Origin of the sequence: Saccharomonospora saliphila YIM 90502 (genome assembly GCF_000383795.1) — a bacterium.
Taxonomy (GTDB): Bacteria; Actinomycetota; Actinomycetes; order Mycobacteriales; family Pseudonocardiaceae; genus Saccharomonospora; species Saccharomonospora saliphila.
On the sequence record NZ_KB912705.1, the window covers coordinates 108739 to 121315 of the forward strand.

Sequence of the window (12577 nt, forward strand, 5' to 3'; positions counted from 1 at the left end):
ACGGTCGCGACCACCGGCACGCCCCGACCACCAGCACGCTGTCGACGACCAGCACAGAGAGGATCCCATGTCCGACCACTCCGCCGTGAAACAGGCACTGCGGGCGCTGCACATCGAGACGCCGTCGTGGGCCTTCGGCAACTCGGGGACGCGGTTCAAGGTCTTCGAACAGCCCGGCGTCCCGCGTGACCCGTTCGAAAAGATCGACGACGCCGCCACGGTGCACCGGTTCACCGGCGTCGCGCCGAGCGTGGCCATTCACATCCCGTGGGACACGGTGCCCGACTACGGCGCCCTCGCCCGGCACGCCGAGGACGCGGGCGTGCGCATCGGCGCGGTGAACCCGAACGTGTTCCAGGACGACGACTACCGGCTCGGCAGTGTCTGCAACCCGGACCCGGCCGTGCGCCGCAAGGCCGTGGACGCGATTCTCGACTGCGTCGACATCATGGACGTCACGGGCTCACGGGATCTGTCCCTGTGGCTGGCCGACGGACTGAACTACCCGGGCCAGGACTCGCTCGCCGACCGGCAGGCCAGGCTGGAAGAGGCGCTGGAAACCGTCTACGCCCGGCTGGGCGAGGACCAGCGGATGCTGTTGGAGTACAAGTTCTTCGAGCCGTCGTTCTACGCCACCGACGTGCCGGACTGGGGGACCAGCTACGCGCATTGCGTGGAACTCGGACCGAAGGCGCGGGTGCTGGTCGACACCGGCCACCACGCCCCGGGCACGAACATCGAGTTCCTGGTGTCGCTGCTGCTGCGCAAGGGCAGGCTCGGCGGGTTCCACTTCAACTCCCGCTTCTACGCCGACGACGACCTGATGGTCGGCGCGGCGGACCCGTACCAGCTCTTCCGCATCATGGCCGAGATCGTGCTGGGCGGCGGACTCGACGCGAGCGCGGGCGTGGCTTTCATGCTCGACCAGTGCCACAACATCGAGCCCAAGATCCCCGCGCTGATCCGCTCGGTGCTCAACGTTCAGGAGGCCACGGCCAAGGCCCTGCTCATCGACGTCGACGCCCTGCGCGCGGCGCAGGCCGAGGGGGACGTCCTGGGCGCCAACGAGGTGTTCGTGGACGCCTACTCCACCGACGTGCGCCCGCTGCTGGCCGAGATGCGCACCGAGATGGGTCTGGACCCGGACCCGGTCGCGGCTTACCGGCGCAGCGGACACGGCGAGAAGCTGACGGCCGAGCGGATCGGCGGTGGCGGCGCCGGGTGGGGGGCCTGACATGCGGACAACGACACTGGCCGCCGCCGCGCTGCTCACGCTCTCGCTGACCTCCGCCGCCGCTTCGGCCGACCCCGGCCCGGCACACGGGGGGCGGCACGACCCGCACGCCGACGGGCCGTCGGTGACGAAACTGTCGGACACCGTGCTCGACGAGCGGGCGCTGTACTTCGTCTCCTACGACGGGCTTGTCAACAACAACTCCTTCCAGCAGGACGCCCTGCTCACCCATGCCGGATACCAGTACGCCACCTGGTACACCGAATCCCGGCACGCCGTGGTGGCCCGGCGGGCGCTGCGCGGCGCGGACACCGGCTGGGAAACCGCCCTGCTGCCGCATCGCCTCAGCGCCGACGACTCGCACAACGTCATTTCGCTGGGAATCTCCCCGGACGACGGTCGGCTGCACGTGGCGATGGACACCCACAACACGCGCCTGTACTACACGGCCTCCGTGGCGGGACTGGCCTCGCGCCCGGCCGCGCACGAATGGACGGCGGAGGCGTTCGGCCCTGTGCGGCGCACGCTCGGCGATCTCGAACTCGGCGGCATGACCTACCCGCGCTTCCTGCGCACCCCGGAGGGCAGGCTCCAGTTCAGCTACCGCACCGGCGGCTCCGGTGACGGAACGATGGAACTGGCCGAGTACACCGACGGCCACTGGCGCCACCTCGGCGCGTGGTCGTCGCCCTCGGGCCGGTGGACAGGCCCGAACGGCGAGGTCTCGCACACGCGGAACATGTACCCGCACGGGCTGACCTACGACGACTCCGGCCGCCTGCACGCGTCGTTCACCTGGCGCGAGGGCAACTGGGACGTGCTGTGCCATCCGGGCGGACTGACCAACCACGACACCGGCTACGTCTACAGCGACGACCGGGGCCGCACATGGCGCAACGACGCGGGGCGCGTCGTGGGCGTGACCGGGTCCGATCCGGTGGGCATCGACGATCCCGGTCTCGTGGTGGACCCGCTCGGGCCCAACCACGGGCTGATGAACCAGGAGAGCCAGGCGGTCGACGCCCACGGCGATCCGCACGTGGCGATCAGTTACGTGCCGGGCCGGTTCACCCAGTGCGTGACCGACTACGCCGCCGACCGGGCGCGGTGGGGGCACACGTTCCACGTCTACCGCGACGACGACGGCTCGTGGACCAAGCGTGAGGTGCCGGTCGCGCCGGAGCACACCCAGCGCAGCAAGCTCGTCTTCGACGGCGCCGACAACGCCTACCTGGTGCAGCCGAGGGGCAGGATCGTGGCGGCGAGCGCGGAGTCCGGCTGGACCGACTGGACGGTGCTGTTCTCCGAACCCGGCATGAACGCGTTCGGCGAGGTGAATGTGGACACCGCGCGACTGGACGACGAGGGCGTGCTGTCCGTGCAGTACCAGCAGACCTCGGAGGGGACAACGCCGTCGCCCATCCGAGTCGTCGACTTCCGACTCGGTTGAAGAAAGGAACAGGTGTGTCTGCCGAAACCCACCAGGCCGTCGCCGAGCTGCTCGCACGGTCCCACCAGCTCGGCTCCGACCGGCGCAACACCAACTACGCGGGCGGCAACGCCTCGGCCAAGGGCGTCGACACCGACCCGGCCACCGGCACCGACGTCGAGCTGATGTGGGTCAAGGGGTCCGGCGGCGACCTCGCCACGCTGACCGAGGCGGGGCTGGCCGTGCTGCGGCTCGACCGGATGCGCGCGCTCGTCGACGTCTACCCCGGCGAGGCGCGTGAGGACGAGATGGTCGCCGCGTTCGACTACTGCCTGCACGGCAAGGGCGGCGCCGCGCCGAGCATCGACACGGCCATGCACGGCCTCGTCGACGCGCCGCACGTGGACCACCTGCACCCGGACTCGGGCATCGCGCTCGCCACGGCCGTCGACGGCGAGGAACTGACCCGCCGGGTGTTCGGCGACACCGTGGTGTGGGTGCCGTGGCGACGACCCGGGTTCCAGCTCGGCCTCGACATCGCCGAGATCAAGGAGCGCAACCCGCAGGCCATCGGGTGTGTGCTCGGCGGGCACGGGATCACGGCGTGGGGCGCCTCCAGCGAGGAGTGCCGCCGCAACTCGCTGCACATCATCCGCACGGCCGAGTCCTACCTCGCCGAGCACGGTGACCCGGAGCCGTTCGGCCCGGTGCTGCCCGGCTACGAGCCGCTGCCCGCCGAGGCGCGCCGCGAGCGCGCCGCCGCGCTGTTTCCCGTGCTGCGGGGACTGGCCTCGACCGACTCGCCGCAGCTCGGGCACTTCACCGACAGCGACGAGGTGCTGGAGTTCCTCTCCCGCGCCAAGCACCCGGACCTCGCCGCGCTGGGCACCTCGTGCCCCGACCACTTCCTGCGCACCAAGGTGGCGCCGCTGGTGGTCGACCTTCCCGCGACGGAACCCGTCGAGCGGGTGATCGAACGCGTCAGGGAGCTGCACGCCGCCTACCGTTCCGACTACGCCGCCTACTACCAGCGCCACGCCACGTCCGACTCGCCGCCGATGCGCGGCGCCGACCCGGCGATCGTGCTCGTGCCCGGCGTCGGCATGTTCAGCTTCGGCCGGGACAAGCAGACCGCCCGCGTGGCGGGCGAGTTCTACGTCAACGCCATCAACGTGATGCGCGGCGCCGAGTCGGTGTCGACCTACTCCCCGATCCCGGAGTCGGAGAAGTTCCGGATCGAGTACTGGGAGCTGGAGGAGGCCAAGCTGCGGCGGATGCCGAAGCCGAAGCCGCTGGCCACCCGCGTGGCCCTCGTGACCGGGGGCGGTTCGGGCATCGGCAGGGCCACGGCGCTGCGCCTGGCCTCCGAGGGCGCGTGTGTGGCCGTGGCCGACCGGGACCTCGACGCGGCCACGGCGGTCGCCGGGGAGATCGGCGGCACCGACCGGGCGGTGGCCGTGGAAGTCGACGTCACCGACCCGGACGCGGTGGCCCGGTCGGTGTCCGAGACGGTGCTGGCCTTCGGCGGGGTCGACCTCGTGGTGAACAACGCGGGCCTGTCGGTGTCGAAGCCGCTGCTGGAGACCTCGGCCGACGACTGGGACCTCCAGCACGACGTCATGGCCCGGGGCTCGTTCCTCGTCGCACGCGAGGCGGCGCGGGTGATGGTCGAGCAGGGACTGGGCGGCGACCTCGTCTACATCGTCAGCAAGAACGGTGTCTTCGCGGGCCCGAACAACATCGCCTACGGCGCGACCAAGGCCGACCAGGCCCACCAGGTGCGGCTGCTGGCCGCCGAGCTGGGGGAGCACGGCATCCGCGTCAACGGCGTGAACCCGGACGGGGTGGTGCGTGGCTCGGGCATCTTCGCCTCGGGCTGGGGCGCGCAGCGCGCGGCCGTGTACGGGGTTCCGGAGGAGGAGCTGGGTGCCTTCTACGCGAAGCGGACCCTGCTGGGGCGTGAGGTGCTGCCGGACCACGTCGCGAACGCGGTGTTCGTGCTCACCGGGGGCGACTTGTCGCACACCACCGGCCTGCACATCCCGGTGGACGCCGGCGTCGCGGCGGCCTTCCTCCGATGAACCCCACCCCCGTCGAGCGTGCTGCCGCTCCCGCGACCCCGTCATGTGTCGGCAAGGCCTCCTTCACTGCATCAGACGCAGTAAAGGAGGCCTTGCCGACATGCCAACAGCGCTCGGGAGGCTCGGGGGCGAGTGAGCGAGGGGAGGTGTGAGGATGGAACCCGCGTTCGTCGCGGTCGACCTCGGCGCCACCAGCGGGCGGGTCATGCTCGGACACGTGCGGGACGGGTCGGTGACGCTGCGGCAGGTGCGGCGGTTCGCCACCGGGCCCCGGGATCGCCCGGACGGCGGCCTGCGCTGGGACGTCGGTGAAATGCACGCCGAGATCCTGACCGGGCTGTGCGAAGCGGCTCCCGAGCGGCCGGTGTCCATCGGGATCGACTCCTGGGCCGTGGACTACGGGCTGATCGGCCCGGACGGGGAACTCGACGGCGACGTCCGGTGTCACCGTGATCCCCGCACGGACGGCATGGCTGAGCGGCTGGCCGAGCTCGTGGACGACGAGACGCTCTACCGGATCACCGGGTTGCAGTACCTGCCGTTCAACACGATCTACCAGCTTCTCGCCGAGCCACCGGAACGACTTGTCGACAAGACGATGTTGCTCCTTCCGGATCTGCTGGCCTACCAGCTCACGGGCGCGATCGGTGCCGAGGTCACCAACGCCTCCACCACCGCACTGCTCGATGCCACCACCCGCCGGTGGTCGACGGAGCTGGTCGGCAGGGTCGGGCTCCCCCCGGGGCTGCTGCCCGCGCTGCGGTACCCCGGCGATCCGATCGGCACGACCGAGAACGGCACTCCGGTGGTCGCCGTGGCCTCCCACGACACGGCCTCGGCGGTCGCGGCGGTGCCCGCGGCGAGGCCGGGCATCGGCTACGTCTCGTGCGGTACCTGGTCGCTCGCGGGCCTGCGCCTGTCCGCACCCGTACTCACCGAACGGGCGCGGGCGGCGAACTTCACCAACGAGGCCGGCCTCGACGGCACGGTCCGCTTCCTGCGTAACACCATGGGCCTGTGGCTGCTCAGCGAGTCCTTGCGGGCCTGGCGGGAGGCCGGACTCGACATTACGCTCAATCGAGTGCTGTCAGAGGCGATGCGGGAACCGGCGTTCGGTGCTGTAGTGGACGCGAACGACCCGACGTTCCTGCCGCCGGGTGACATGCCTGCGCGGATCGGACGTTACTGCCGCGACACCGGGCAACCGGTGCCGGACACGCCGCCCGCCGTGGTGCGCACGATCTTGGAGTCGCTGGCCATCGCCCACGCGGCCTCCCTGCACACCGCCGCGTCGCTGGCGGACGAGCCCTTGACCACGGTGCACGTGGTCGGCGGCGGGTCGCTCAACGAGCCGCTGTGCCGGTTCACCGCCGACGCGTGCGGGTTGCCGGTCGTGGCGGGGCCCGTGGAGGCGAGCGCGCTCGGCAACGTCCTGGTGCAGGCCAGAGCGGCCGGGGTGCTCGGCGACGCCGACTTCGCCTCGGCCGCCGCCCCGCACGCCCGCTACGAGCCCACCGACGACCGGGCGGGGTGGCGCGAGGCGGCCCGCCGCGTCGGACTCGCACTCGCCGAGGAGGCCCCGTGAGCGACGATCGTTGGGGCGTTCGCGGGGCCGACCGGGTGCGGGTGTCCCGCACGGACGCTGGAGGCCCCGTGAGCGACGATCGTTGGGGCGTTCGCGGGGCCGACCGGGTGCGGGTGGCGCTGTTCGCCACGTGCCTGACCGACACGCTCTACCCGGACACGGCCAAGGCCGTCGTGCACCTGCTCGAACGCCTCGGCTGCGAGGTCGACTTCCCGCTCGACCAGACCTGTTGCGGGCAGATGCACTACAACACCGGCTACCGGGACGATGCCGAGCCGCTGGTCCGCCGGTACTCCGAAATCTTCTCCGGTTACGACTACGTCGTGGCGCCGTCCGGGTCGTGTGCGGGCATGGTCCGCGAGATTCACCCGACCGTGACCGGCACGAGCCCGGCCGTGCGGCGCACCTACGAGCTGAGCGAGTTCCTGGTGGACGTGCTCGGGGTGACCGACGTCGGCGCGTACTTCCCGCACCGGGTCACCTACCACCCGACGTGCCATTCGCTGCGGATGCTCGGGGTGGGCGACCGGCCGTTGCGGCTGCTGCGGGCCGTGCGCGGGCTCGACCTCGTCGAGCTCCCGCAGGCGGAACAGTGCTGCGGGTTCGGCGGCACGTTCGCGCTGAAGAACGCCGAGACGTCCACGGCGATGCTGGCCGACAAGATGCGCCGTGTGCAGGACACCGGCGCCGAGGTGGTCACCGCGGGCGACAACTCGTGCCTGATGCACCTCTCCGGTGGCCTGACGCGCCTGCGCACCGGGGTGCGCACCGTGCACCTGGCCGAGATCCTGGCGAGTACGGAGGAGCAACCGTGGGCCGCAACCCCGTGACGTGGCTGGGCACCCCGGCCTTCCCCGACGCGGCGCGTACGGCGCTGGCGGACACCCAGCTACGCGGCAACCTGCGCAAGGCCACCACGACCATCCGCGGCAAGCGTGCGGACGCGGTGGGGGAGCTGGACGATTGGGAGCCACTGCGCCGTGCCGGTGAGGCGATCAAGGACGATGTGCTCGCCCACCTGGACACCTACCTGGTGCGGTTGGAGGAGGCCGTCACCGCGCGCGGAGGGGTCGTGCACTGGGCGCGGGACGCCGAGGAGGCCAACCGGATCGTGCTCGACCTCGCACTGGCGAAGCAGGCCGACGAGGTGGTCAAGGTCAAGTCGATGGCCACCGCCGAGATCGGGCTCAACGAGCACCTCGAAGCCGGGGGCGTCCGCGCGATCGAGACCGACCTCGCGGAGCTGATCGTGCAGCTCGGCCACGACCGCCCCTCGCACATCCTCGTGCCCGCCATCCACCGCAACCGCGCCGAGATCCGGGAGCTCTTCCGCAGGGAGATGCCCGACCCGCCAGACTCCGACGACCCGTCCGAGCTGGCCGAGGCCGCCCGCCGGTACCTGCGGCGGAAGTTCCTTTCGGCCAAGGTCGCGGTCTCGGGGGCCAACTTCGCCGTGGCCGACACCGGCTCGATCGCCGTGGTCGAGTCGGAGGGCAACGGCCGGATGTGCCTGACCCTGCCGGAGACGCTGATCACCGTGATGGGCATCGAGAAGCTGGTGCCCACTTGGCGGGACCTCGAGGTGTTCTTCCAGCTCCTGCCGCGGTCGTCGACGGCGGAGCGGATGAACCCGTACACCTCGGTGTGGTCGAGGGTCACCCCCGGCGACGGGCCGAGCGAGTTCCACCTGGTGCTGCTGGACAACGGGCGCACCCACACGCTGGCCGACGAGGTGGGCAGGCAGGCGCTGCGCTGCATCCGGTGCTCGGCGTGCCTGAACGTCTGCCCGGTGTACGAACGCACCGGCGGGCAGGCGTACGGGTCGGTGTATCCCGGGCCTATCGGCGCCATTCTCGCCCCGCAGCTGGGCGGCGACCTCACCGACGAGCAGGCCGCGTCGCTGCCGTACGCGTCGTCGCTGTGCGGGGCGTGCTACGAGGTGTGCCCGGTGCGCATCAACATTCCGGAGGTGCTCACGCACCTGCGGGGTGAGGCGGTGCGCGCCAAGGGCAGGCGCACGCCCGAAGCGGTGGCGATGTCGGGCGCGTCCTGGGTGTTCCGGGACCGCCGCCGGTACGAGGCCGCACAGAAGGCCGGGTCGCTCACCCGGCTCCTCGCGGGCCGCGACGGGCGGATCACGAGCCTGCCCTGGCCCGGGTCGAAGTGGACGTCCACTCGCGACTTCCCCGCTGTGCCGAAGGAGTCGTTCCGCGCGTGGTGGAGGAACAACCGTGGCTGACGCACGCGAGGAGATCCTGGGCCGTATCCGTGCCGCCGTGCGCGGCGCGGAGCCGGTATCCGTGCCGCGCGACTACGAGCGGAACCGCACCACCGCCGATCCCGCCGGACTGTTCGCACAGCGGGTGGCCGATTACAAGGCCGTCGTTCACCGCATCGGCGCGGGGGAGGTGGCCGAGCGGATCGCTCGGTGCCTGGCCGGGCGCGGGGTGTCGACGATGGCGGTGCCCGCCGACGCCGACCCGGCGTGGCGGGTGGACGGTGTGCACTGGGTGTCCGACGACCCGCCCGACGCGGCGTTGTCGTTGTCCGAACTGGACCGGGTGGACGGAGTGCTGACGGGATGCGCGGTGGCGATCGCCGAGACGGGCACGATCGTGCTCGACGCGGGCGCGAGGCAGGGACGGCGGATGCTCACGCTGGTGCCGGACTACCACCTGTGCGTGGTCCCGGCGGGGCGCGTCGCGGTCGGTGTGCCGGAGGCGCTGGCACGGGTGGACGCGGTGCGCCCGCTCACCTTCATCAGTGGCCCGTCGGCGACCAGCGACATCGAACTCGATCGCGTGGAGGGGGTCCACGGTCCACGAACCCTGGAGGTACTGGTGGTGGACGACTCGTGACCAACATCCAGCGACCGGTGCTCGCGCAGCAGGACGTCGAGCTGCTGCGCCTGCTCGCGACCGGACTGCCGCTCGAATCCGTGGCGCGTCGCCTCGACATGTCGGAACGCACCGTGCGCAGGCGCATCCGGCACGTCTGCGACGAGATCGGCGTGTCGACCCGCATCGAAGCGGTGGTCTGGGCCGTCCGCACGGGGCTTCTGTAAGCGCTGTCTGTAAGCGCTCTCACCGACCCGCCGTGCCCCTCCCCGGCTCCCGTTGTCCTATTGGCGTGCCGGCAAGGCCCCCTTACCTGCGTTCAACGCAGTGAAGGAGGCCTTGCCGGCACGCCAACAACGGCATGGGCGAGGGTGGGTGGCCGGTTTCGGTAATGGGGTTGGGTGGGGGTGGCGGGCGGATTAGGGTCCTTTGAAACGTTTTATCGACGGACGTTCCGTGGGGCCACTCCACGTCGACTCGCTTGGGAGCAACGATGCGCCAAGGTCAGACCGCACGCGGGATCGCGCTCGTCTCCGCCCTCTGCCTCGGGATCGGCCTCGCGGTCCCCGTGCAGGCGGCGTCGGGGCAGCCCCGCAACACGCCTCCGCGCGCGCCGCAGGGGTTGACCGTCGACGACCTCGCGGCCGACGGCACGCCGATGCCGGTGTCGATCCGCGACACACCGCTGTTCGGGTGGTTGCCGACCGACCGCGATCCCGGCGAGACCCAGACCGCGTACGAGGTCGAGGTGACCGCCGTCGACTCGGGTCACACCGTGTGGGACTCCGGTCGGGTCGCCTCCGGTGAGCAGTCGTCGGTGGCCTACGCCGGTCGCGAGCTGAGCCCGGGCACGGACTACGAGTGGCGCGTGCGCACGTGGGACCGGGCTCGGGCCGTGTCGCCGTGGTCGGAGCCCGCGCGGTTCACCACGGCGATCGGCGACGGCGACTGGGAGGGCGCCGAGTGGATTCGTCGGGACACCGACGAGGCCGACGACTACACGCTGGCCCGCACCACGACGCGGATCGCCGACAGCCCGGTGGTGCGCGCCCGCGCCTACACGGCCGCGAACCACACCTACGAGGTCTTCCTCAACGGTGAGCGCGCCGACCGGGGCGCGTCGTTCGGCTACCCCGGCGAGGGCTACTACCAGGCCGCCGATGTGACCGGCCTCGTCGAGCCGGGCTCCGAGTTGACCGTCGGCATCCGCTACCACTGGTACGGCGGTGGCCAGGGCCGCCCGGCCTCCGAACGCGGCCTGCTGCACAAGCTCGTCGTCGAGTACGCCGACGGCACCCGGCAGGTCGTCCGTACCGGCGAGCACTGGCGGGTCACCCGGGACACCCGGTTCGTCGCCGACGCCGACCGCCGCAACGGGGAGGGCGACCGGATCGACCACCAGGACGGCCGCAGGGTGCTCGACGGCTGGTCGGACTTCGGCTTCGACGCCTCCGGCTGGCAGCCCGCCGTCTCGGCCGGTGCGCACCCGACCGAGACGTTCACCCACCTCATCGCGCAGCAGACCCGGGTGGCCGAGACGACGGTGACGCCCGAACGGCTGCTCACCGCCGACGACGGCACCGTGGTCGCGGACTTCGGTGCCGTCATCCCCGCACGTCCGGCCGTGCGGTTCGACTCCGGTACCGCCGGGCACCGGGTCGACATGCGCGCCGGGTACGAACTCACCGGCGACGGCCGCGTGGACACCTCGACCCTGTCCACGCAGAGCACCGACATGTCCTTCCCGTACGTGCAGGCCGACGGCGCGCAGCACTACCGGGCCTTCACCCACCTCGCCTTCCGCTACCTGGAGATCCCCGACCCCGGTGAGGAGGTCGCCCGCGACGACGTCTCCGCCGTGGTGGTGCACACCGACGTGCCCGACGGCGCGCGGACGGAACTGAGCACGTCGAACGACACGCTGAACGAGGTGTGGGACATGCTCCAGCGCTCGGCGCTGTACTCGGTGCAGGAGCAGTTCGTCGACACCCCGACCCGCGAGAAGGGCCAGTTCCTCGGCGACGCGGCCGCCATCTCGTACGCCACCATGCAGGGCTTCGGCGAACGGGTTGCCACTCGGCAGGCGATCCGCGAGTTCCTCGCCTCGCAGCGGCGGTACTGGTCCGACGGCGCCGACTCCGGCCGGTACAACGCCGTGTACCCGAACGGCGACGGCAAGCGGGACATCCCCGACTACACCGAGATGTTCGTCGACTGGGTGTGGCGCTACTACGAGGTCACCGGGGACGAGCACCTGCTCGCCGAGGCCTACCCCGCCATCCGGGCCACCGCCGAGTACGTGCTGGACCACATTCCCGCCGACGGACCGACCGCAGGGCTGGTCACGAACCTCTCCGGCGGCAGCGGCCCGTACGAGTACGGCATCGTCGACTGGCCCGCGCCCGGCCGGTTCGGCTACGACATGGACACCGCCGCACGCACCACGGTCAACGCGCTCGGCGTCGAGGTCCTGCGGCGCACCGCCGACATGGCGCGGGTGCTCGGCGAGTCCGGTGAGTCGGTCGCGCGGTACCGCGACGCCGAGCACGCACTGGTCGAGACGATGAACGAGCGGCTGCGCGCCGACGACGGCGTCTACACCGACGGGCTGCGGGCCGACGGGACCCGCAGCGAGCACACCGGACAGCACAGCACCTCCTACGCCATCGCCTTCGGCGTCGCTCCTGAGAGCGACCACGACGCCCTGGCCGAGCACCTGGCAGGCATGGGCATGCGGCAGGGACCGATGACGGCGCACTGGCTGTTGCGGGCGCTGTCCGAAGCCGACCGCCCGGACGCGGTGCTGGAGCTGCTGACCAACCCGGACGATCACGGCTGGGCGAACATCCTCGCCCGGGGCGGCACCTTCACCTGGGAGGCGTGGACGCTCGACGAGGGCACGAACTTCAGCCAGTCCCACGGCTGGGGCGCGCAGGCCGCGGTCGACGTGGTCGAGACCCTGCTCGGCATCCGGCCGGGCGAGCCGGGGTCGGCGACGGTCGACGTCGTCGTGCCGGGTTCGGGCCTGCGACAGGCCGACGGCACGGTGCACACCGAACGCGGGCCGGTCTCGCTGGACTGGGAGCGCACCGGCCGCGGGGTGCGTGCCGAGGTGGAGATCCCGGTCAACGTGCGGGCCACGGTGTCGCTGCCCGAGGTGGACGGCTTCACCTACCGCCCCGCGGGCCGGACGAAGGCCACCCACGTGGCGACCGAGGACGGACGAGTGATCTTCGAGGTGGGTTCCGGTGACGCGCGATTCGTCCCGGTGCCCCGGAAAGCGGAACGGTGACGATGATCGAGAACACCGCGGGACACGACCGGGATGACGACCGCGCGGGCCTGACGCGGCGGCTGTTCCTCGCGGCCACCGGTGCGGCGGCGACGGCGGTCGCGGTCGGCACCCGCGCC

9 protein-coding genes are annotated in these 12577 nt (G+C 71.6%); all 9 read left to right on the forward strand.

The genetic code is table 11. The features are described from left to right. The first annotated feature begins 67 nt into the window (after positions 1-67). The 9 genes from rhaI (at position 68) to SACSA_RS0117230 (ending at position 12458) form a co-directional block, all read left to right on the forward strand. Positions 68-1234, forward strand: coding sequence for an L-rhamnose isomerase (gene rhaI / locus SACSA_RS0117190; protein ID WP_019818979.1), 1167 nt, complete (start codon positions 68-70; stop codon positions 1232-1234). A 1-nt stretch (position 1235) separates the two neighbouring features. Next, positions 1236-2684, forward strand: a complete 1449-nt coding sequence (locus SACSA_RS0117195) for a BNR repeat-containing protein (RefSeq protein WP_028661974.1) — start codon at positions 1236-1238, stop codon at positions 2682-2684. A gap of 14 nt (positions 2685-2698) precedes the next feature. After that, on the forward strand, positions 2699-4744 hold the full coding sequence (locus tag SACSA_RS0117200; protein ID WP_019818981.1) for a bifunctional rhamnulose-1-phosphate aldolase/short-chain dehydrogenase: 2046 nt from the start codon (positions 2699-2701) through the stop codon (positions 4742-4744). 154 nt (positions 4745-4898) lie between these two features. Then, positions 4899-6329: a rhamnulokinase gene (locus SACSA_RS0117205; protein WP_019818982.1), complete on the forward strand. Its 1431-nt coding sequence runs from the start codon at positions 4899-4901 to the stop codon at positions 6327-6329. A gap of 113 nt (positions 6330-6442) precedes the next feature. Then, entirely contained in the window at positions 6443-7159 is a 717-nt protein-coding gene (locus tag SACSA_RS0117210; RefSeq protein WP_028661975.1) for a (Fe-S)-binding protein, read from the forward strand. Then, positions 7141-8568, forward strand: coding sequence for a LutB/LldF family L-lactate oxidation iron-sulfur protein (locus tag SACSA_RS0117215; protein ID WP_019818984.1), 1428 nt, complete (start codon positions 7141-7143; stop codon positions 8566-8568). The genes SACSA_RS0117210 and SACSA_RS0117215 overlap by 19 nt, the downstream gene beginning before the upstream one ends. Beyond that, on the forward strand, positions 8561-9187 hold the full coding sequence (locus tag SACSA_RS0117220) for a LutC/YkgG family protein (protein WP_019818985.1): 627 nt from the start codon (positions 8561-8563) through the stop codon (positions 9185-9187). Before SACSA_RS0117215 ends, SACSA_RS0117220 begins: the two co-directional genes overlap by 8 nt. Beyond that, positions 9184-9393: a helix-turn-helix domain-containing protein gene (locus SACSA_RS0117225; protein ID WP_019818986.1), complete on the forward strand. Its 210-nt coding sequence runs from the start codon at positions 9184-9186 to the stop codon at positions 9391-9393. The genes SACSA_RS0117220 and SACSA_RS0117225 overlap by 4 nt, the downstream gene beginning before the upstream one ends. A gap of 266 nt (positions 9394-9659) precedes the next feature. Continuing rightward, positions 9660-12458: a family 78 glycoside hydrolase catalytic domain gene (locus tag SACSA_RS0117230; protein ID WP_019818987.1), complete on the forward strand. Its 2799-nt coding sequence runs from the start codon at positions 9660-9662 to the stop codon at positions 12456-12458. Positions 12459-12577 lie beyond the last annotated feature (119 nt).

Coding starts and splice junctions, on each gene's coding strand:
- SACSA_RS0117205 (WP_019818982.1), top strand. CDS start 4,899: ATGGAACCCGCGTTCGTCGCGGTCGACCTCGGCGCCACCAGCGGGCGG.
- SACSA_RS0117195 (WP_028661974.1), top strand. CDS start 1,236: ATGCGGACAACGACACTGGCCGCCGCCGCGCTGCTCACGCTCTCGCTG.
- rhaI (WP_019818979.1), top strand. CDS start 68: ATGTCCGACCACTCCGCCGTGAAACAGGCACTGCGGGCGCTGCACATC.
- SACSA_RS0117230 (WP_019818987.1), top strand. CDS start 9,660: ATGCGCCAAGGTCAGACCGCACGCGGGATCGCGCTCGTCTCCGCCCTC.